The sequence below is a fragment of the Henriciella litoralis genome (assembly GCF_002088935.1).
In the GTDB taxonomy this organism is placed as follows: Bacteria; Pseudomonadota; Alphaproteobacteria; order Caulobacterales; family Hyphomonadaceae; genus Henriciella; species Henriciella litoralis.
The window spans coordinates 2,864,490-2,886,163 of the sequence record NZ_NCSS01000006.1 but is presented as its reverse complement, the minus strand read 5'-3'; the positions used below and the strand labels follow the sequence as shown (position 1 = coordinate 2,886,163).

Below are 21,674 nucleotides of genomic sequence, written 5' to 3'. Positions count from 1 at the left end.
TCCTTCCGCTTGTGCACAAGCTGGCGGGGGCGCCCATATGAGCGCCCCGCACCTCATCAAAATGTTTGCTTCAACCCGACAGAGATGACCCGCCCAAGGGTCGAGCCATTGGCATAACCGTCGACATCGTCGAAATATGGCGGGTCTTCGTCGAGCAGATTGTCGACGCCGAGGCTGAGCACGGTATCGCCGCGCCAGCTGTCATTGCCAGGCAAGGTCCAGCGTGCGGTCAGATCGACCGTCGTGAAGCTGCCCACATCGCCGGTTTCCGAAGCGTCAAAGCCTGCGCTGTGGTTCGCCCGGAGGGAGGCTTCGAAGTCGCCCATTGACCAGCCGAGATCTGCAACCAGCTGCAGTCTGCTGACGCCGAATTGGAGCGCATCGACGCTCGCGGTTCCTGGCGCAGCCTGTATGTCGCGGCTTAGCGTATATGTGCCCCACACGCCGCCATGAAGTTCGCCAATATCGGTGTCTTTCGTGTAGCTGACACCAAAATCGAGCCCGTCGGTCTTGACTGAGCCCAGATTTCTGCGCCGCACGTCGACGAGCAGATAGGGCGATGTCGCAAAGAACAGGGCCTCAAGGCTCGGCGCGTTTTCAACACGAAGCCCTTCTCCCACAGCGAGCGCATCGGCCACTGTCGGATTGATCGTATAGAAAGGCTCATAGGCCGCTATCGAGAAGAAGCCTGGCTCGAGGACCGGAAGGACTGCGATCTGGTCGGTGAACTCGACATTGAAATAGGTCAGCGAGACCATAAGACCCTCGAGCGCGCCACTCATCGGCGTCCAGTCCATGCCAAGCGAATAGGTCTCCGCTTCTTCGGGCTTCAGGTCCGGATTACCACCTGCGATGGCAACCGTCGGGCGGAAATAGTCGGTGGGGGCAGCGCCGGGCGCCAAGAAGGGGCTGATCGGAAAGACCTGTATCCGCGTATCAACCGAATTTCCGGTGTCGGCAAGCGACGGGGCGTGGAACGAGGTTCCCCAGCTGCCGCGAACGGCGACGTCGGCTGTCGGCTTGTAGGTAAAGCCGATCTTCGGATTCGTCGTATCGCCCACATCGCTATAGCTGTCATAGCGGGCCGAGACAGAGGCATTGAGGCTGCCAAGAGTCTCGTTGTCGAAAACCGGAAACAGGACCTCGCCGAACACCGATGTGATGTCGCGCGAGGAACCGGCGGAGAAAAGCTCGAGGGCCTGACGAGGACCCTGCCCTTGCGACGCATCGATCTTTTCTTCGATGAACTCTGCACCAACGGCCAGTTTCACATCGCCTGACGGAAGGCTGAACAGCGTGCCGTCCGCAACGCTTTTCAGTTGCAGCAGCTCCTGCTCGCTGTCTCCATAGACCTGGAAGTCGCCGATGGCGGCCAGAACAGCCGGATTGGTCGCGCTGACATTATAGGGGTTGAGCGCCGTTTCCGGCGTCGTTCCGGCGAGCGCCGCAGCTTCGGCAAGGGCGTTGATCTGGTTTGTACGAACCACATTGTCGCTTTGGCCGTAATTGGCAGACAGTTTCAACTGCCAGGTCTCGCTGAAATCCCAGGTAAGCTGCGGGGTCACCATCCAGGCCGACAGGTCCACGCTGCTCTCCAGTGCTGGCCCGAAAACATCCTCATAAGAGAATGTGACGGTCTGCGATTGCTCGCCGAAGATGCTCTGGAAGTATGGGTTGGCCGCCGTGATCGTGCCTTGTCCGCGAACGCCCGTACCGACGCCGGCACCCTGCCCCTGATGGACTGTTTCCCTGTCGGAGGAGTAGGCGGATAATTCGAATGTCAGCCTGTCACTGAGGTCCTGGGTGAATTTGCCAAAGAGGCGATGGTCTGTCTGCTCCGGATAGATCGTCAGGACATCCGTTTCATCGCACAGGTTTGCTCCGACCGCGAAGGTGGGCAGGGCGAAAGGAATGTCATTCGCGATGACTGTCCCGGGCGAGCAGTTCACACTGCGGTAGTCGGTCCCGCCGCGCGCTGTGTGATCCTGGAAAACATAGTCCCGGTCACGCCCGAAGATGTCGTCATGCTGGTTGTAATTGTAGGCGGCATAGATATTGCCGCCATCCCAGCTCTTGCCCGCGAGGACAGACGCATTCGTGGAGTCGAACTCATCCCCAAAGCCCTGACGCACCGAGAGTTCAATACCATCGACTTCGCTGCGGGGAATGAAGTTGATCACCCCGCCGATAGCATCAGACCCGTAGATGGACGAGCCGCCATCAAGCACGATCTCGACATTGCCGAGAACGCTTGGGGCGATGGTGGATGGATCAGGCGAGGTTTGCAGCACACCGCTGCCGACCATGCGCTGTCCGTTGAGCAAGACGAGCGTCGTCGCTCCGCCGGACGCTCCTAGGTTCCTGAGATTGGGCCGGTTGTACGGATTGGCAATCGTCGCGCCCGGAGTTGGCGCCGTATTGAAGGCGTTGGTGACCTGCGGAACATTGGCCAGCAAGTCATTTGATGAGGCTGGCGCGATATTCTCGATCAGGTCTTCGTCGATAGAGAGCGTGTTTGTTCCTGTCGGTGCGACACCCCTGATCAGCGTACCGGTGAGGGCCTTTACCTCAACCGTTTCAAGCGTTCGCGTTTCATCGACCGTTTCAGGCGTCTCTGCGCCCGGATCCGCATCCTGTGCGAAGGCGATGCCTCCGGCACAAAGCGCGTATACCGATACTGATGTGATCCGGCCAAGCAGCCGTGCATTCTTTCCCATTTTGGTTCCTCCCTATGGTTTTTTGCAGAATGTGTTTTTTGTTTTTTGAAACGGATCGAGCGCGACACCCTGGCTCTTGGCGATTTCGACCATCAGCTCGGCCGTCGCGCAGCGCTGCTCATCGCTTGAGAGGCGCGTGTCGATGCGGAAATCGTCGAGAAGGTTTTCGACATCGTCTTCGAGGCGCATCCGTCGCACCCCGCCATCGGCAGGCGTGTCGAAGATGAGGCTTTCGCCGGCAGACGTTTCGTCTCCATAGGCCTGCCACTCCGGCAGATCCTGGTTTGTGCCGCCTCCCGGATGACCGGTGCGCGCAAATTCGGCCCAATAGGACATCATTTCGCTCGCGAGTTGGGTTCGCGATGCCTTGGTCGCCTCCTTGAAGAACAACTCGTCATCGGCGTCGGGGACTGAGAATTCTCCGCTCAGAAAGCTGACTTCCAATCCGTGGACGGCGCCCACGAGAGTGGAAATGTCAGTAAAGAAGTGACTGCCTTCCTCATCCCAGTCGAAGCGATAGGTGAAGACAGGCGAGTCCAGTTCTGCAGACCGGGCCTCTGCGGGTTCCTGCACACCCAGCACCTGCCAGAGCATGCTCGGATAGACGCCATGGGCGGCATAAGCATCCTTGTCCCTCGGCTTCGGGATCAGACCGAAAGACTTGGCTGTAAACAGCTCGTTCCCGAGGCCAGCGACGAGCGCTTCATCCCGGTTTGTGCCGATGATGAGGGGTACATCGGTTGCAAGAAAGCGCTCGGCATTACCGGGCTGGGCGAACGCTTCCGGGATCAGAACGCCGTCCGCCGTGTTGTCGATCTGACCGATTTCGCCGCCCAGCGCATTGGCCTTGTGTACCGCGCGGTAAGCCTCGAAGATCGTTTCCGCCGGGAGCGCTCTGAGGCGTTCCGCAAAATCAGGGTCTGAGGGTGAGAGATCGGCTGGCAGGGCACCGGTCGTCTTAAGCTGTTCGATCGCTTCTGCCGATGACGTGCCGCGCCTGAGGCCGGGGTCCTCCGGGCCGGTTTCCGCCTCTTGCATCGAAAAGACGTTGAACCCTGCACTCTGCACAATCGCGCGGTGGAATTTCCCCTTTGCCAGAGGCGACATCATCAGTGCGGCGGTATTGAAACCGCCGGCAGATTCACCAAACAGCGTGATGCGATCAGGGTCGCCCCCGAAAGCCTCAACATTCTCGCCGACCCAGTCCAGCCCGCGGATAATGTCCAGAAGCGCGAAGTTCATGGACGCGTCGAGCGGCTCAAGCGCGGACTCGCGGATCGCCTCATTCGCAAACCAGCCCATGGGCCCGAGCCGGTAGTCCAGCGCCACCACGATGACATCGTTCTGCTCGGCAAGACGGCCAAAATCGTCGAAGCCAGCATAGCCGGTCGTGTTCGCGCCGCCATGGACCCAGACCATGACAGGCAGCGGCTCGGCAGGCGTCTCGCCAGGTGCCCAGACCGTCAGGTAAAGGCAGTCCTCACTCCCGACGAGGTCACCCTTTTTCCCAGGAAGGATCGGACGTTCATTATACTGGAGACACGCTGAGTACTTGTTATTGGCCTCAAGGATGCCGTCCCAGGCAGCCGGCGCGCGGGGGGCTCTCCATCTGAGATCGTCGACTGGCGGCGCCGCGAAGGGAATGCCGTACCAGGCGCGCGCGCCCGTCTCTTCATTCTTCGTCCCGATCAGGGTGCCTTGAGCAATCGACAGTCGTGTCTCGTCAGCGAGTTCTGGAACTGCATAGTCAGGGCGACCTGACGAACATGCCGCTGCGCCCAGGAATAGTCCTGCCAGAACCATCCATTTCAAATTGCTTGCCATGCGTGCTGATCCCTTCCCGGCCGCCCCTGAGGCGAACGCTGCTTCTCTCCCACCGGAATCCGCACACTATCGGCGCATGCTTTTACATTCCGATTGGAATTAAATTCCATATGGAATTCTTTTTGGCAAGATGAAATTGCCGTCCCTATAAAAATGGCACCGCAAACGGAGTTCAGGATGAGACTCACAGGGCTGGACAAGCCCCTGTTCTGCATTCTAGACAAGAAAACATTCCAAACGGAATTTATTTATTCGCCGAGGCAAGATAAAAGTGCCGGTCTTCTCAGGGAGGGAAGTGTTGAATGGACCCGAAAGTGATCATCGCGGCTATCGCTCCGCTTGCCCTTGCAGCCTGCCTGTCTGCTTCGTCCGAAGATAAAATGACCGATAAGCCTACACCGCTCACGGCGTCATTCGACTGGTTCGAATATACCGGCGATGATCCAGCTTTTAGCGGCGGCCCGCCGGCCGGGGGCTATCTCAATCCAGTGATCGCCGGTTTCTATCCCGACCCAAGCGTCGCCCGTGGTCCGGACGGTTACTACCTCGTCAATTCAACCTTTTCGTACTTCCCCGGCATCCCCGTCTTTCACAGCAAGGACCTCATTCACTGGGAGCAGATCGGCAACGTCATCGATCGGCCGGGTATGCTCAACTTTGACAGGCTCGGCCTTTCGCTCGGCGTCTTCGCGCCGACCATCAAGTATCATGACGGCACATTCTACGTCGCCACGACCTGCGTCCTCTGCGGCGGGAACTTCGTCGTCACCACCACTGACCCTGCCGGCCCATGGTCAGACCCGATCTGGATGCCCGACGTCGGCGGCATAGACCCATCGCTCTTCTTTGAGGAGGACGGGTCGGTCTGGGTCATGAACAATGATGCACCGCCCGGCGGCTCCACCTATGACGGCCACCGCGCCATCTGGTTCAGGCAGGTCGACCCGGAAACCTTCCAGTCCATCTCCGAACCCATCGTGCTGATCGATGGCGGTGTGCGCCCCGAGGACAAACCGATCTGGATCGAAGGCCCCCACATCTATCATATCGGCGACTGGTATTATCTTAGCGCCGCCGAAGGCGGCACCGCGGTGGGTCATTCGCAGGTCGTCCTCCGCTCCAAAGAGCTGACAGGGCCGTACGAGCCTTACGAGAACAATCCCATCCTCACCCAGCGCCACCTGCCAGAAGACCGGCCCAACCCGATCACGTCTGTCGGCCATGCAGACCTTGTCCAGGATGCCAATGGCGACTGGTGGGCGACCTTCCTCGGCGTGCGGCCATACGAAGGCGACTTCTACAATACAGGCCGGGAGACCTTCCTGATGCCGGTCGAGTGGAAGGATGGCTGGCCGATCATTCTCGAAGGCGAGGAAGAGGTCCGCTACCGGATGGATACCCGGCCGGCGCCACTCGGCTCCATTGGCGAACACTATCCCATGTCCGGCAATTTCACGCTCCGGGAAGATTTTGACGGCGAAACGCTTCCCTTCCACTGGGTGACCCTTCGCGTGCCGGCATCCGACTGGTGGACGCTTGAAGACGGCGCCCTTCAGCTTGAAGCGCGCCCTGCCGAGCTTGGCTCCGGCACCCAGCCTTCCTATCTCGGCCGCCGCCAGCAGCATCAGAACGCTGTCGCCACCACGCAGGTCACGTTCAGCCCCGAAAATCCCGGTGACGAGGCCGGCCTCGCCATCCTTCAGAGCGACGATTATTTCTACGCGCTCGGCCTGACGCTCTCTGACGACGGAACACCTGAAATCGTCCTGCGCAAGCGCGAAGGGGCCGACTTCCCGGCTGAGGGAGAGATCATCGCGGCCGCGCCTTTCTCAGGCAAAACAGCTGAGCTGAAGATCACAGCGCAAAAGGACAAATACGATTTTGCCTTCCGCGCGCCTGGCAGCCCTGAGTGGACAGAGCTCGAAACCGGGCTCGACGGCAAGATGCTCTCAACCCGGGTCGCAGGCGGCTTCGTTGGCGCAACCTTCGGCCTTTATGCCGAGGCGGACCCGCGCTGATCAGACCATTCCAACATATAGAGGAACAACATCATGCATTCACGACTAAGTCTCATTCTCGGCGCTCTCGTCTTTGCGAGCATGCCATCCATGGCCGACACGGGAGCCGCTGACAAAAGCGCGGTGGAAGCCACACAAGAGCATTTCTCTGGCAACTCTCCGATTGCGGCAATTGTATCGGATCCACAGGCAAAAGAGGTACTCGATCGCATCTTTCCGACGCTGACGGACCACGCGGCCTTCGATCAGTTTAAAGCCATGAGCCTCCGTCAGCTTCAGCCATATTCCGACGGTGGAATCACTGACGCAAGAATCGCGGAGGCGGAAGAGGCGTTTAAGGCGATCAATTCCGACGGATAGCGGAGCATGTCGGCGCCGGAGCACGCATAGCTTGAAAGCTGAATTATTCGTCGAAAAGCAGGGCTGTAACGGCGTCTATATGTGCCTCAATGGCCTCTGTCGACGTCATCTCTATGTCGTAAAGCGTCTTCACTTCCTTCGAGAGAACGAACGGAAGCTGACACATGGCAACGACAATATAGAGCAAGGAAACCGGAGAAACGCCCGGCAGGCGTTTAGGCGGAAGCTCGCTGGACACCTTGTTGATGGTCTCATGACTGGGGCGGATGAAATTCTCCGCCATCCAGTCCAGCCGCTCCCCTCCGCGCACAGATTCGGCAATCATGATCCGCGCATGATTGGTGTTGCGGGCACAGTAGTAGATGTACTTGCGCAAGAAGAGTTTGAGCCGCTCCCTGGCCGGCAGGTTCAGCTCTTCCGGCTCGAAGTTCAGTTCCTGCTCGGCGCGCTTGAACATCTGCCGCACCGTCTCGCGCCAGAGTTCATCCTTTGACCCGAAATGATAGCGGATAGTTGTGTGGGTCACGCCAGCCGCCGCGGCAATGTCCCGCGTGTTGGCGGTGTCATACCCTTTCTCAGCGAAGACCTCATAAGCCACATCGAGAATCCGGGCGCGCGTTTCAGCCGCCCGTGCCTGAACCGGTTTTCGAGGCTTGGGTGTTGGTGATGCCTTGGATTTTGCCATCTGGTCCTGTGCACGTCGCGTTTCGGCGGACTGGTTTCCACCGATAATATCAACTTCGTCTAACAGCTATAGCGAGCGAGCCCGCTAGACAATCTCGCCTGCCCCGAACGATACACCCTGCTCGAGCGCATGGACACTGTCAGCGCCAATGTGCGCTGTGTAGTCAATTGCCTCGACGGCCCACTCGCAACGGGTTTCGTCGAAATAGGCCAGATCGCTCTGGCTCAGGTCAAACCGTACTGTTGTTGTTTCCCCCGGACTCAGCGACACCCTGCTGAAGCCTTTCAAAAGGAAAGCTGGCCGGTCAATCTGACTGCTTGCGAAGCCGACGTAGAATTGCACAACCTCTTCGCTTGAACGCTCACCCACATTAGTTACCTCGGCTTCGAAGCAGGTCTTGCCCTGCGACACCACTTTTCGCGGCGCGCCATAGGCAAAAGTCGAATAACCAAGGCCATACCCAAAGGCGAAAGCGGCGCTCGCCCCGGATTTCGCTAGATGCGTGTAGCCGTGATAGAGACCGTATTCGATCTCGTCGGCATTCGGGTCGAAGAATGGAAGATCGCGCTCATCCTGCGGTATCGTGAACGGGAGTTTGCCGCTCGGCGATACATCTCCGAATACGACGCGCGCGAAGGCTGTGCCTCCTTCCATACCGGGATACCAAACCATCATGATGGCGGCGGGCTTGTGCTTCCAGCTTTCCATGGTCACGGCGCTTCCCGCCATGATCGCAACCAGCGTGTTTGGATTAGCCGAGCAGACCAGGTCAATCAGGTCCTCATCGCGGTCCAGCAGGCGGAGCTGATCCCGGTCGCCGCCGCGCGAGTCCATCTTTTTTTCGCTATCGAGGCCTTCCATGGCTTCATTGCCGGGGATGAACTCGCCTTCGTCTTCCCAGGTAAAGCCAGCCGCGACGATGCAAGCATCCGCCTTGGCGGCCAGTGCCTTTGCGCCCGCGGGGTCGGTCCCGTCGTCATAAATGATCTCAACGGGATCGCCGGCACGGGCCTTCAGCCCCTCAAGGAGCGTGACGACGTATGGCGGTACCGTCCTGCTGGAGCCGTGGTCGCCCAAATTTTCCATATCCATGAGCGGTCCGAAACAGGCGATCGTCATGGATTTAGAGGCATCAAGCGGAAGCAGACTGTCATTCTTCAACAGGACGAAGCTCTTCTCGGCGACTTCCTGCGCCAGCTGCCGGTGCGCGTCGCAAGCGATGTCTTCCTCGTCATAGGCGCGATCGTCTTCCGCCCGGCTGAACGTAAACTGGGTCCGCAGGATACGCCGGACCGCATCATCAATCGCCCATTGAGACACCTGGCCTTCATTGACGGCGGCGACGAGGTTCTTGCCGAAATAGATTGGTTCGGGATTTTCAACATCCAGCCCTGCCTCTGCGGCGTCCGCGCCATAGGCGCCTTTCACCCAGTCAGAATGGACGAACCCCTTGAATCCCCAGTCATCCTTCAGGATATCCCTCAATAGGTGCCGACTGTGACCGCAATAGTCGCCATTCACCTTGTTGTAGGCACTCATCACCGACGCGCACCCGGCATCCAGAACCCGCTTGAAGTGCGGCAGATAGACTTCACGCATCACGCGTTCGCTGGCTTTGACGTTCACGCGGAAACGAGAGTTCTCGATGCTGTTGAGGGCATAGTGTTTTACAGTTGCGATCACATTGTGCGCCTGTATGCCTTCGCAGAGCGCGGCGCCCATTTCACCGAGCAGGTGCGGGTCTTCGCCATACGTCTCCTGCGCACGGCCCCAGCCGGGATGGCGAAGCAGGTTGATGCAGATGGCGCCGGAAAGCGTCACGCCGATAGCCCTCGCTTCGATCCCCATAACATCGCCAATCCGGCGCTCGAGATCGGTATCCCATGTTGCTCCGCGCGCCATGCTCACCGGAAACGTACTGGTCGGACGCTTGCTTCGGACGCCTCTCGGACCATCGCTGAACAGGAGGGGGTCGATTCCGAGCCTCTCGCAGCCACTCCCGGCCTGATAGGTGCGCTGACCGAACTGGCGATTGTCCTCGCCGAAGAAGTATTTGAAGAAGTCGTGTCCGGACATCATCCAGACTTTTTCCTCCAGCGTCAGCTGACCTATGATGTCGTCCAGCTCCTTCTCAAGCTGGTCATCCAGGGCGGCGTTAAAGTCGGAATGTTGGTTACGCATCTTGCTTACTTTCAACTGGGGTCTGTTTCTCGACGCCGGGCAATTTCACGGACAATCCTAGCGTGGAACTGCTGATCGAGGCGATAGGTGAGCACCAGGGCCAGACAGATGATGGCGGTGCAGAACGGGATGATCGAAATCATGACCTTGAGGCCGGTCAGCGCGAGCGGCGTTTGCTCGGTATTTGCGACATAGCCGAAGCCATCGAGCAGGAGGCCGGCAATCAGGGTCGCAAAGCCGAGCGCGAGCTTCTGGGCGAACGCGACGGCGCCGAAAATCGTGGATTCGGACCTGACCCCCGTCTTCCACTCCCCGAACTCGACCGTATCGGGAAGCGTGGACCAAGTGCTGAAATAGTTCGCCGACGATCCAATAGCGCCAAATGTCAGGATCAGGATGACCGAAACGGGCGACTCGAACGGATTGAACCAGAGGGCCGAGGTGGCGATGGCGGCGATCGCGCAGCCGCAAGCCCAGACCTGGCGCTTACCGATGCGCTTTGAAAGCGCGCCCCAGAACGGCACCGCTAGCATGATCGTCACGGCAACCGACAGCAGGGTCACGCCCGTCAGCTCCTCAGCGCCGAGATTGTATTTGAGATAGTAGAGAACCGCCTTGCTGGAGATCGTCGCGCCGCACATTCCGACCAGGATGATGGCGAAGGCGGTCCAGAAGGCTGAGTTGTGCCTCAGCATGCGTAGAATATCGCGAATGCTCGGGCCCGGCCTGAGCTCGCCGCCCGGCTCGTCCGGTGATGGCTCATGGGTAGAGAAGGCGCAGAGGAGAATGGCCGCAACACCGATGAAGGCATAGAGCACAGAGACGCTCCGGAATCCGGCATGCAGGTCGCCGCTCCCCAGCAGGGCGGCGCCATCGCGTGTGAAGGCAGCAATCACGATGCCGGCAATGGTGGCAAACATCATCCGGTGCACGGCAAGCGCGCCCCGCTCGTCCGAATCCTGGGTCATCCGCGCCGAGAGCGAGCTGTAGGGCACGCCCACCAGCGTGTAGAATGTCCGGAAGATCAGTTGGGTGGCAAATGCGAAGGTCGCCGCAGCCCCCGTCGCTGCCATCGGCACGCTAAACATGAGCGCAAAGGATATTCCGAGCGGGATTGCAGCGATGAAGAGATAAGGACGGAAGCGACCGACAGGGGTTCTCGTCCGCTCAGCGACGACGCCGATCACCGGATCGGTAACCGTGTCCCAGAGCATGGCGCCAAAGATGATCAGACCGGCCGTTGTGTTCGATATGCCGACGACGTCAGTATAATAGAACATGGCGAACAAATTCGTCATGTTCCAGAAAACGTTGATCCCGAAGTCGCCGACTCCAAAGCCAAGCCGCCTACGGAAGCCGAGCTGCGGGGCAGACCTGGCAGCGTATCCATGCTGATCAAGCATGCTCATTGCTGGGCACCCGATGCCGCCATTGTCGTCCTCCCGGTTTGTTATCGGCACAGAATGGCAGTGCCAGTTTGATTGCGAGGCAAAATGTTTCCAACTGGAATTTAAATCAACCCCATTGCGCTGGACAAACTGGTATTTTTCGACTTAGACAGCAGGAAACATTCCAATTGGAATTAATAGAAGATGGCGGAGGACATGATAAATGCAAGTAATTTCTGATACTTACAGGATCCCGTCTGCCGCTTTCTCTTTTAATCTCAAAACCGGGTCAAAAACTGGCCTAAAACGTCTAAACACTCGTGAGGACCGCTGATGGCTGAAAAACTTAGCCTGTGGAACCGGTTGAAAAGCGACTTCATCTATCTGTCCGGGCTGCGAAAGATCGATCAGCGCACGCGGCCCTTTCAACCGGATGCCGACATCCTTGTCCCCGACATGCTGGAAGCCAGCGTTGACAGGCATTCCGACGAACTCGCCTTTCTCTTCGAAGGGCAAAGGACGACATATTCTGACCTCGAAGCACGCGCGAACCGCTTTGCTGCCTGGGCGATGGCCTCCGGTCTGAAGCCGGGCGATACCGCCGCGCTTTTCCTGGACAATCATCCAGACGTGATCGCGATCTGGTTTGGCTTGTCCAAAGTCGGCGTCACCGTCGCTCTGATCAACAACAATCTGAAAGGCGACGGGCTGCTTCATTGTCTTAAGACGGCTGAGGCAAAAGCCATTATCAGCGGCGCCGCGCTGAGCAACGCGGTCGAAGACATTCAGGGCGAGCTGACCGACACCAAACTCAGCGTTCTCGGCACCAGTGACCTCTCCGAACACGGCTTGGCGACGCTTTCGGCTCGCCGCCCGCCTCGGTCGATCCGCGCGGGGCTTAAGGGCAAGGACGTTGCGCTTCTGATCTACACGTCGGGGACAACCGGCCTGCCCAAAGCTGCACGGATGAGCCATGCCCGCTGCCTCACCATGATGTCCGGCTTCATTGATGCAACCCGGGCCGGGCCAGGCGACCGGATTTACGAAACGCTGCCGCTATACCATGGCACGACCGGCCTCTGCGGGGCTGGTACGGCCCTTCTGAGCGGCGCCGCCGTAATCCTGCGTAGAAAGTTCTCCGCCAGCCAGTTCTGGCAGGATGTGCATGAGCTCGACGCCACGATGTTTGTCTATGTGGGAGAGCTTGGCCGGTATCTCATGAACAATCCACCCTCCCCGCTTGAACGCGGTCACAAGCTGCGGTGCGCCTTCGGCAACGGCATGCGGCGCAATATCTGGACTGAGTTTGCAGCGCGCACCGGCGTGCAGAAAATTATAGAGTTCTACGGCTCAACCGAAGGCAATATCTCGCTGATCAACCTCGATTCGCGCCCCGGTGCGGTCGGAAGAATCCCCCCAATCATCAAAGATCGAATGCCCGTGCGGCTGATCGATGTCGATCCTGCGACAGGAGACGTGCACAGAACCGCCGGCGGGCTCTGCCGGGAGGCGCCTACAGGCGTTCCGGGTGAAGCGGCAGGCAAGATACAGGAAGGGGATTCGCGCTGGCGCTTCGATGGCTACAGCGACAAGACCGCCACGGAGAAGAAAATTCTCAGAAACGTTTTCGAGCCGGGCGATGCCTGGTTCCGGTCCGGCGACCTGTTGAGGCAGGACGAGGACGGCTATTTCTATTTTGTCGACCGGCTGGGCGATACGTTTCGCTGGAAGTCCGAAAACGTGTCGACCAGCGAAGTGGAAGACGTCCTGTCCAGAAGCGATATCGTCACCATGTCAAACGTGTTCGGCGTGGCGATCCCGCATGCGGAGGGCCGCGCCGGCATGGCCGCCATTTCAGTGTCTGAAGCCCCGGACATGCGCGAACTGTACCGGCACGTCACGGCCTCACTGCCCGGCTATGCGAGACCCGTTTTCCTGCGCGTGCTTCCTGATCAGGAAATCACCAGCACAATGAAGTTCCGCAAAGTCGATCTTGTCCGCCAATCCTATTTGCCGTCGCCGGGCGAGGAGGATGTCTGGATCATCGATCCGTCCGGCAAAACCTACAGGCCCATCACATCCGCAGACCTTGAGCAGATCGAGGCCGGTACCATCCGGCTCTGAGCGCGGACACGTCACCGAGGAGGAAGAACTCATGCGCATCCTGAAATGGACCGGTATCGGTTTCTCGATTGTCCTCGGGCTTGGAGTCTGCGCAGGTGGAGCTGGCTATTTGCTCGCGCAGCAGCGTATCAAGGCCGCGATGGCCCCACCAGAAGCCGATCCAGCGCCGTCTTCGCTAACGGCCTATCTGGACGAAACCGTGCGGCCGCAAGCATCCCCGCAACTCTATAATCCTCAAACCCTTTCCTCCTTGGCTGACGATGCTCTGCTAAATGAAAAGGCCCGGCCGTGGACGCGGTGGTGGTGGCCCGGCGGTGACGTCGACGCAGAGACGGCCTGCGCGCAGCTGGCAGACCTGCATAATGCCGGCTTTGGCGGCGTTGAAATCCAGCCTTTCAATGCAGGCCTCGCCATCATCGAGGATGAGACCTGGCAGGCGCGCATCAACAGTTTCGACAGCGAAGACTATTACGCCACGCTGAGCGGCGTCATGTCCTGCGCCAAGAGGTTGGATATGCAGGTCTACCTGAACCACCTCAGCGGCTGGCCGGCCGGGGGCCCGGAAGTTCCGGTGACCGAAGGCATGAAGGAAATCCGTTACGCCGAAAAGCGCGTCAAAGGCGGCCGTGCGATAACGATTGAGCTGCCAGCGCCAGAACCGAACTACAACGACACTTCGATGGCTGTCGGCGAAATTTTCTTCGGGGCGGACCTCTCCAATTTCGTCCCGGAAGAAAGACAGATTCTGGCCGTTCTGGCCGCCACGCCAGTTGCCGGAAAGCACGCCTCCAACCCGCTGGATGTTACCGACACCGTGCAGCTCGCTCCTGACTCTGTCGTTGATCTCTCAAGCTTCGTCGATGGCGACCGGCTCAATTGGGACGCGCCCAAGGGCAACTGGTCGATCATCGCTATCTATACCCAGCCAGCGGGCGAGGCGCCGACTCTCATCGCTTCAGACCGCAGCGGCTACGTCATCGATCATCTCGATGCGGACATCGTCGCCGGGCATTATGGCTACGCCTATGGCCCCCGAACCGGCCTGGAAGAATTCTATGGCGATCCATTCATGGGCGTCTTCAATGACAGTCTCGAGTTCAAGCTGGATAGACTCGGCGCGGCCGACATCCTTGAAGAGTTCAAAAAGCGGCGCGGCTACGATCTCACACCACACCTCCCGGCGATCTTCATCCCGGCCCGCGACAATTTCTTCCTGACCGAAGTCGGCCGCCAGCAACCGGCCCCCTCCTTCAGTCTGGACGAGACCGACGAGCGGATCCGCCACGACTACCAGAAAACGGTCTCGGACCTCATCGTCGAACGCTTCGCCAATGCCAGTGCGGACTGGGCCGAAGCGCGCGGCCTCGTCTCCAAGGCACAGACCTATGGGTCTGATTTCGATGTCCTGGCAGCCATGGGACAGAACACGATGCCTGAGACCGAGCAGCTCTTCGCGGGCGGCTCGGAATACGCCCTCAAACTCGCCACATCGGGCGCGGAACTCTATGACCGGCCGATCGTCTCCGCCGAGTCCTTCGTGTGGTACAAGCTCGCCTATGCCGTGTCTCCGGAGCAGATCAAGGCCGCCGCCGACAAGCTTTTCCTGAGCGGCGTGAACCAGATTATCTATCACGGCATCCCTTATGTGCCGCAGGATGACGCCTACAGCGAAGAATTCGGTGATCTCGGCTGGTATCCTTTCTCCGGGCCGGAGAATGACAGCAACTTCTCGGGCAATTACGGCCCTGCCTCTCCCGTCTGGGAGGTACTGCCTGAGCTCAATGCCTATCTCACCCGCGCCCAGTCGCTCCTGAAAGCGGGCCATCAGCGTTCTGATCTCTTCATCTATTACCCGTTTCTCGGCTTCCCGCATCAGATCGAGGATTCTGACGTCTTTTCGGAAGAGTTCCTGTTCATGGGTGCCCTGCCCGGCGAAGCACAGGCGAAGCGTGACGAGCCGATTTCGATCCCCTTCAGCAAACTGCCCGAGCGCGCCCCGGAAGACCGGATCGACCCGCGCCTGCGCTGGCTGGAACAGATCCGCCCACTGACTGAAAAGCTGAATGAGGCTGGCATAACCTGGTCCTGGATCAATGATGATGGCATCGCCCGTTTTGATCCGTCTACCAACGATAAAGCCCGAATCCTGATTGCGGACGCCCCCTGGATCGAACGCGCGACCCTAGAAGCCCTAACACGGTCAGAAGACATGGCAGACCGGATCACCATCTCGGGTGCCCCGCCGAGGCGCCAGCCCGGCTTCCTGGACTTTGAGGGGAACGACGCCTGGATTGCTCAAACGGCTGCGGCGTTCGCCTCAAATGGCAGGCCAGACACGTCTGAGGAGTTCATCGACTGGCTGGCTCCGGCGCTGCGCCTCGACCAGAACGAGACAATCCGGCATTACGCCCGATATCTCGCCGCCGGGACGGAAATTCACTTCCTCGTCAACCAGTCGCGCGACCGGCACACCGCCCTTGCCGTGCCTGCGCGCCAGCATGCCCATGCCTACTGGTTCGACGCCGCGGCGGGCGAGGCATGGGACGCTACCCCAATAGAGACAGGCGCGTTTGAGGTCGACCTGTCAGGCCTTCAGTCCCGCTTCCTGATCTTCTCTGATGAGGCGATCTCCGGCATCGGCGCCGCGCCAGACGCGATCACCAATTCCATAAAGATCAACGGGCCATGGACGATCAGATCGGGCGAGCTCACGCTGGACGATCGGACCTCGCTGCCAGACCTTCGAACCGTCGATGGGTTCAGACATGCCGACCAACCGCTCGTCTACTCGACCGCGTTTGAGCTTGAAACGGACGCGCCCTGCCCCTGCCCGGCGCAGCTTTCTCTTGGCCGTGTCGAGGGCGTGGTTCAGCTCCGTGTGAACGGCGAGGACTTTCCGCCGGCCGGCCTTGCCCCCATGACGATCAATCTCGGCGACGCCCTGCAGCCGGGCCGCAACACGCTTGCAATAACCATCAAGCAGCCAAGGCGTAATGAACTGGTCGGCAAGGCGCTGGCGGGCGATCCACTCCTCAAGCAAGTCCTGCCTCAACAGGAGGAGCTGGCGCCAATGGGGCTCTTCGGCCCCGTCCAGCTGGAGCTGCTGGCCCCGGCTCAAACGCCGCCACTTGCAACTGACAGCGAGTAAGACGAGACATGAAACTCTGGCAAAAAATTCTGGTCGGCGTGCTGGCGCTTGTCGTCCTTCTTGCCGTCATAGGCTTCGCCTTCCGGCAGACGCTGGGCCGCATGGCGGTCGACCAATTCACAAAGGAGTTGATCGGCCCGCGCCCGGCCTTTCAAAATACGGATTTCTCGGTCGAAACCAAGTGGGTCACCATGCGGGACGGCACGAAACTGTCGACCCATATCTACACGCCTAAGGGCGAAGGGCCGTGGCCGACGCTTCTCGTGCGCGATGCCTACCAGTTCCAAAAATATCTCACGTGCCACTACTATGTTCGATACGGCTATGCCTGCGTACATCAGGACGTTCGCGGACAGGGCGAATCCGAAGGTGAGTGGTACCCGTTGAAGCACGAGGCCGATGACGGCGCAGATACGCTCGCATGGCTGACAGAGCAGGTCTTCCAGAACGGCAAGATTGCGCTCGTTGGCGGATCCTATCTCGGCCTCGTCCAGTGGGCCGTTGCCGACCGCCTGCCCCCCGAAGTGAAGACGATCGTGCCGACCACCTCGCATGGCGGCTTCTATGACATGGTCTATCGCGGGGGCCATTTCACGCAGGGCATTGCCGGGCTCTGGTCTGCGGAAATCTTCCACCCGCTTCAGGACAAGGAAAACGCCACCGAACAGTGGCTGGAAACCGTCGTCCCCGTCCGTCCGGCAAGCGATGCCCCAAAAGACCTCTTCAAGGGCGCCTGGCCTTCCTATGCCGACTATATCGCCCACCCCGACAGGACGGATCCCTACTGGCAGCAGGACTTCTACCGCCAGATCGACCAGTCCTACCTTTCTGTCGACGTGCCCGTGCTCTGGATTGCCCGTTGGCATGACTTCTTCCTGGAAGGCACACTGAACCGGGTGGACGACCTACCGAACCGCACGGGCAGCCTACTCCTGATCCAGCCTGGACAGCATGGGGGTCTGACAAATGAGTTGAACTACACCGACAAGCGGTTTCAGACATTTGAGACCACCCTCGCCTGGCTCGATCACCACCTGCAGGGCACTCCCCTCCCCGAAGCGCTGCAACATCCCGTCATCTATTATGAAAACGGCGCTGACCGGTGGCAGACTGCCGACTCCTGGCCGCCTGCCAAACGACAGCCGTTACAACTCCACCTGACTAAGCTCAACCAATCCTCGACGTGTGGGGGCGACCTCGTTGAAACCGCGCCCCCATCACCGGAGGCCGCGGCGCAATACACCTACGACCCGGCGACCCCGGTTGAAACCAATGGCGGGGCCTTTCTGCTCAATCCGAACATCGCCCCACCCGCCATCGCCGACCAGGGGAGCACGGCATGCGAGCGGGATGATATCCTTGCCTTCCTGAGCGAGCCCTTCGACACCGGGCTTCACATCGCGGGCAGCATTGAGGTTTCGCTCGACGTCGAGACCGACGCGCCGGAAACGGCGTTCACAGTGAAAATCTCGGAGGTGTTCGAGGATGGCCGCGTGCTCAACATTCGCGACGACATACAGACCTACCGCCCCTCTTCGACAGCCGCTGGCAGCGCCCTCGTCTTCGACCTTGTTCCGATTGACTGGACACTATCGCCGGGCTCACGGTTGCGGCTTGATGTTTCGTCATCGAACTTTCCCGCTTTCCCGGCGCATCCGAACAAGTCCGGCGTCTGGAGCGAAATCGCTGCTCCGTCCACCGCCCGCCAAACGCTCTCTGGCGGATCGGTCAACCTGCCGACAATGGAAAGAGAATAGAGGTCTGCTTATCGCAAGAAGTTGTTGCGCAGAAGATCAACGACTTCCTTGGTCCGGCCATCGAGCACCGCCTTGACCCCGAAGAGCGCCGTTCCGGCTACCTGAGAGGCCTTGATCTTGGGCGGCATGACCAGTTCCATCTGGTTGACCTTCACATCCAGCAAAGCCGGCCCGTCATGACGAAGCCAGGCGTCCATCGCCTGGTCCAGATCATCGGCAGTTTCCACCCGCCATCCAGCAAACCCGCACGCTTCCGCCAGTTTGGCAAAGTCAGGGTTCTTCAGAGTGGTGAAATGATCGACCAGACCTTCAACGCGCTGCTCCATCTCGACAAAACCGAATGTATCGTTGTGGAAGACCACGAGCTTCAGTGCGATATCTTCCTGCACCAGGGTCAGCAGATCGCCCATTAGCATGGTCAAACTGCCGTCGCCGCACATGGCGATGACCTGACAGTCTGGATAGGCGAGCTTTGCGCCCATCGCCTGCGGCATGCCGCTCGCCATGGTGCCGTGCAGCAGGGTATTGAGGAAACGCCGCTTCCCGTTGGCCTTCAGGTGCCTCAACATCCAGACCATGGAGGTCCCGGCGTCGGACACGAAAATGGCGTCGTCGGCCGCCTTCTTGTCTAGCATATTCGCCACAAATTGCGGATGGATCAGCGAGGGATCCTTTTCCTTGCCCTCGTCCAGATAACCCTGCAGGTCCTTGTCCCACTGCTTGAGCTGGGCTTTCAGGTGGCGCTCATCAGATTTCGCCTCAACCAGCGGCAGCAACGCGGCCATGGTTGTCTTCGCATCTCCGACAAAACCGCAGTGGATGGCGGACCGCCGCCCCAGATGGGTAGGATCAATATCGATCTGCGCGATCTTCTTCGCTTCGGGATAAAACTGGGTGTAGGCAAAGTCACAGCCCAGCGTGATAACCAGATCAGCATCCTCCAGGGCTTCAACACCGGCCTGGTTACCGAGAATACCATTCACACCAACATTGTAGGGATTGTCCGGCTCAAGAAATTCCTTGGCTCTGGTCGTGTGCACCATCGGCGCTTTGACCTTTTCGCAAAAGGCGATGATTTCCTCGCGCGCATCTCGCGCACCGATACCCGCATAGACAGAGACTTTGCCCGCTGCATCGACCAGCTTTGCAAGCTCGGCCATCTCGGCATCGTTCGGACGGCAGATGGGTTGCGGCCGATAGACCTGCCAGTCCATCGCGTCGTCGTCCTTTTCGGTGAACATGTCACCGTTCACGATGACGACCGCCACACCCTTCTTGGTCAGCGCAGTCTGCGCGGCCTTGGTGATGATGCGGCGGGCCTGCGAGGGATGGGAAATGTATTCGCAAAAATGCGAGTGCTGCTCGTAGATCTTCTTCTGATCGACTTCCTGCGGGAAGTTAAAGCCGCTTTCGGTGCGCGCAACGTCGGACGCGATCAGGAGAACCGGCGCACCGTTGCGGTGGCTCTCATAGATCCCGTTCACAAAGTGGAGCGATCCCGGTCCGCATGTCCCGGCGCAGACGGATAGTTCGCCCGTCATGTAGGATTCACCGCCAGCGGCAAACGCGCCGGCTTCCTCGTGCCGGACGGAGATCCAACGCAGATCGGATTTGGCGACCGCATCCGTGAAGTGATTGATTGTATCGCCGGGGATACCATAAACCCGCTTGGCACCTGCTTTTTCAAGAGCGTCAACGACGATGTGAGCTACAGTTTTTGCCATACCTTTTCCTCTGAATAATTCGCTGCCGGTCAAGGATTGAAGGCGGCGGTGCCGATGGACGGCCAATCGTGATGCGCCCCCGGGTTGAGGCTCGGATAACGCTCCCGGCTGCCTTGGCTAACTGACCTTACAAAGCCGATGTAAGACATCACCAGAAAAACCGCTATTTAACTGCCATATCCTGACGTCTCGCACCATTAAACCAGCCACATGTCAGACCGTTCCCTCAAGACCCAAAGGAAGATCAGCGCTCTAGCGATCTTCCCGCAAGTCCGTTTTCCGCTGCTAGCTTCGTGGCGAGAACCAGTTCTTTCCAATCAGCGCCAGAATCTGACGGCCCGGGAGCGATCACCCGCACTAGAAAACATGGATGTGCATAAGCCGGACACCCCCAGATCAGGGGCACGTTTGCTCCTGTCTGACGACGCCGCCACGCATCCCTTGGATATGAAGACCAGATCTTTGTGTTGCTGAAACAGCCCGCCATTGGCGAGCTTTTGTTGCGTTGATAATTCGAAGCACAACAATGGCTTGCTATCTACGCTCCTGGCGCATCGGCTAAAGCTCAGCTTGTGCCGAAGCAAATTGGTCGATTGTCCTCTCCAGCTCTGCAGTCTCATGAGCCGCCGTTATCTGACAGCGAATACGGGCCTTGCCTCGTGGCACAACCGGGTAAGAGAAGGGCACAACATAAACGCCGCGCTCTACGAGCGCATGGGCCAGCCGAACAGCACGCTTGGCATCATAGAGCATGACTGGAATGATTGGATGGCTGCCCGGGATCAGATCGAATCCGGCGTCCGTCAGACCGTCGCGAAACAACTGCATGTTCCGGGTCAGCTTGGCACGAAGGCCCGCGCCAGCGTCGGCTATCTCTACAGCCTTGATGGCGCCGGCAACCAGAGCCGGGCTGACCGTATTGGAAAAAAGATAGGGGCGAGACCGCTGTCGCAGCAACTCAACCACCTGCTTGCGTCCCGAGGTAAAGCCACCGCTTGCGCCTCCAAGCGCCTTACCGAGCGTTCCGGTGACGATGTCGACACGGTGCATGCATCCACACGCGTCCGCCGTTCCTCGTCCGGTCGGACCGACAATGCCGGTGGCATGGCTGTCATCGACATGGACCAGTGCGCCATATTGCTCGGCGAGGTCACAGATCTCTTTCAGATTCGCGAGTAGTCCGTCCATGGAAAAGACGCCATCTGTGGTGATCATGATAAACCTCGCGCCGCGCCGCTTTGCAGCCTTAAGCTGAGCTTCCAGGTCATCCATGTCATTGTTGCGATAACGAAAGCGGCGGGCCTTGCAGAGCCGGATCCCATCAATGATCGACGCATGGTTTAGCTCATCCGATATGATCGCATCCCGGTCGTCCAGCAACGTCTCGAACAGCCCGCCATTCGCGTCATAGCAGGACGGATAAAGGATCGTGTCTTCCGTACCCAGGAAGTGTGTGATCGACTCTTCCAACTGTTTGTGGATGGTCTGCGTTCCGCAAATAAAGCGGACGGATGCCATGCCGTATCCCCAGTCATCCAACCCCTGCTTCGCGGCCTCCCGGATCTCAGGGTGTTGCGCAAGACCAAGATAGTTATTTGAACACAGATTGATCAGACTCTGGCCCGTCTGGACCCGAACCGCCGCGCCCTGCGGGCCGGTAATCATCAATTCGCGCTTGAAGAAACCATCCGAGCGGATGTCGTCCAGCTGAGCGCTCAGGCTTTCAAGGAATGTTTCGGTCATGGGTG

General features: G+C 59.2%; 12 protein-coding genes. 5 read left to right on the top strand and 7 right to left on the bottom strand.

Annotated elements, in window-relative coordinates; all coding sequences use genetic code 11:
• Positions 1 to 56 precede the first annotated feature (56 nt).
• Complete coding sequence (locus B8783_RS17580) at positions 57 to 2,717, bottom strand: TonB-dependent receptor plug domain-containing protein (protein WP_084421621.1); 2,661 nt, start codon at positions 2,715 to 2,717, stop codon at positions 57 to 59.
• A gap of 12 nt (positions 2,718 to 2,729) precedes the next feature.
• Entirely contained in the window at positions 2,730 to 4,541 is a 1,812-nt protein-coding gene (locus B8783_RS17575; protein WP_084421619.1) for a carboxylesterase/lipase family protein, read from the bottom strand.
• Positions 4,542 to 4,843: 302 nt separating this feature from the next.
• On the opposite strand from B8783_RS17575, the gene B8783_RS17570 reads away from it, so the two are divergent.
• Together B8783_RS17570 and B8783_RS17565 are read left to right on the top strand one after the other, a co-directional pair.
• Complete coding sequence (locus tag B8783_RS17570) at positions 4,844 to 6,559, top strand: glycoside hydrolase family 43 protein (protein ID WP_199288167.1); 1,716 nt, start codon at positions 4,844 to 4,846, stop codon at positions 6,557 to 6,559.
• Between the two features lie 90 nt (positions 6,560 to 6,649).
• A complete protein-coding gene (locus B8783_RS17565; protein WP_139792412.1) occupies positions 6,650 to 6,919 on the top strand; it encodes a hypothetical protein in 270 nt (89 codons plus the stop codon).
• Positions 6,920 to 6,962: 43 nt separating this feature from the next.
• Here the strand turns inward: B8783_RS17565 and B8783_RS17560 are convergent, their stop codons facing one another.
• From B8783_RS17560 to B8783_RS17550, 3 genes are all read right to left on the bottom strand, one after another.
• Positions 6,963 to 7,604, bottom strand: coding sequence for a TetR/AcrR family transcriptional regulator (locus B8783_RS17560; protein ID WP_084421615.1), 642 nt, complete (start codon positions 7,602 to 7,604; stop codon positions 6,963 to 6,965).
• An 84-nt stretch (positions 7,605 to 7,688) separates the two neighbouring features.
• Positions 7,689 to 9,785, bottom strand: a complete 2,097-nt coding sequence (locus B8783_RS17555; protein ID WP_084421613.1) for a beta-glucosidase — start codon at positions 9,783 to 9,785, stop codon at positions 7,689 to 7,691.
• Between the two features lie 11 nt (positions 9,786 to 9,796).
• Complete coding sequence (locus B8783_RS17550) at positions 9,797 to 11,194, bottom strand: MFS transporter (RefSeq protein ID WP_084421611.1); 1,398 nt, start codon at positions 11,192 to 11,194, stop codon at positions 9,797 to 9,799.
• Positions 11,195 to 11,506: 312 nt separating this feature from the next.
• Between B8783_RS17550 and B8783_RS17545 the strand changes: the two genes are divergently transcribed.
• The 3 genes from B8783_RS17545 to B8783_RS17535 are packed head-to-tail and all read left to right on the top strand — an operon-like array spanning position 11,507 to position 18,202.
• Positions 11,507 to 13,297: a long-chain-acyl-CoA synthetase gene (locus B8783_RS17545; RefSeq protein ID WP_084421609.1), complete on the top strand. Its 1,791-nt coding sequence runs from the start codon at positions 11,507 to 11,509 to the stop codon at positions 13,295 to 13,297.
• A 31-nt stretch (positions 13,298 to 13,328) separates the two neighbouring features.
• A complete protein-coding gene (locus B8783_RS17540) occupies positions 13,329 to 16,445 on the top strand; it encodes a glycosyl hydrolase (protein ID WP_169711846.1) in 3,117 nt (1,038 codons plus the stop codon).
• Between the two features lie 8 nt (positions 16,446 to 16,453).
• Positions 16,454 to 18,202 carry a CocE/NonD family hydrolase gene (locus B8783_RS17535; protein WP_084421606.1) on the top strand — a complete coding sequence of 583 codons (1,749 nt, stop codon included), beginning with the start codon at positions 16,454 to 16,456 and terminating at the stop codon, positions 18,200 to 18,202.
• 8 nt (positions 18,203 to 18,210) lie between these two features.
• Here the strand turns inward: B8783_RS17535 and B8783_RS17530 are convergent, their stop codons facing one another.
• A complete protein-coding gene (locus B8783_RS17530; protein ID WP_084421604.1) occupies positions 18,211 to 19,926 on the bottom strand; it encodes a thiamine pyrophosphate-dependent enzyme in 1,716 nt (571 codons plus the stop codon).
• Positions 19,927 to 20,484: 558 nt separating this feature from the next.
• Positions 20,485 to 21,669, bottom strand: a complete 1,185-nt coding sequence (locus B8783_RS17525) for a glycine C-acetyltransferase (RefSeq protein WP_084421602.1) — start codon at positions 21,667 to 21,669, stop codon at positions 20,485 to 20,487.
• Between the last annotated feature and the right edge of the window lie 5 nt (positions 21,670 to 21,674).

Bases quoted from the DNA above. Each gene is read 5' to 3' on its own strand.
- B8783_RS17580 (WP_084421621.1), bottom strand. From the start codon at position 2,717: ATGGGAAAGAATGCACGGCTGCTTGGCCGGATCACATCAGTATCGGTA.
- B8783_RS17575 (WP_084421619.1), bottom strand. From the start codon at position 4,541: ATGGCAAGCAATTTGAAATGGATGGTTCTGGCAGGACTATTCCTGGGC.
- B8783_RS17570 (WP_199288167.1), top strand. From the start codon at position 4,844: ATGGACCCGAAAGTGATCATCGCGGCTATCGCTCCGCTTGCCCTTGCA.
- B8783_RS17565 (WP_139792412.1), top strand. From the start codon at position 6,650: ATGGCCGACACGGGAGCCGCTGACAAAAGCGCGGTGGAAGCCACACAA.
- B8783_RS17560 (WP_084421615.1), bottom strand. From the start codon at position 7,604: ATGGCAAAATCCAAGGCATCACCAACACCCAAGCCTCGAAAACCGGTT.
- B8783_RS17555 (WP_084421613.1), bottom strand. From the start codon at position 9,785: ATGCGTAACCAACATTCCGACTTTAACGCCGCCCTGGATGACCAGCTT.
- B8783_RS17550 (WP_084421611.1), bottom strand. From the start codon at position 11,194: ATGAGCATGCTTGATCAGCATGGATACGCTGCCAGGTCTGCCCCGCAG.
- B8783_RS17545 (WP_084421609.1), top strand. From the start codon at position 11,507: ATGGCTGAAAAACTTAGCCTGTGGAACCGGTTGAAAAGCGACTTCATC.
- B8783_RS17540 (WP_169711846.1), top strand. From the start codon at position 13,329: ATGCGCATCCTGAAATGGACCGGTATCGGTTTCTCGATTGTCCTCGGG.
- B8783_RS17535 (WP_084421606.1), top strand. From the start codon at position 16,454: ATGAAACTCTGGCAAAAAATTCTGGTCGGCGTGCTGGCGCTTGTCGTC.
- B8783_RS17530 (WP_084421604.1), bottom strand. From the start codon at position 19,926: ATGGCAAAAACTGTAGCTCACATCGTCGTTGACGCTCTTGAAAAAGCA.
- B8783_RS17525 (WP_084421602.1), bottom strand. From the start codon at position 21,669: ATGACCGAAACATTCCTTGAAAGCCTGAGCGCTCAGCTGGACGACATC.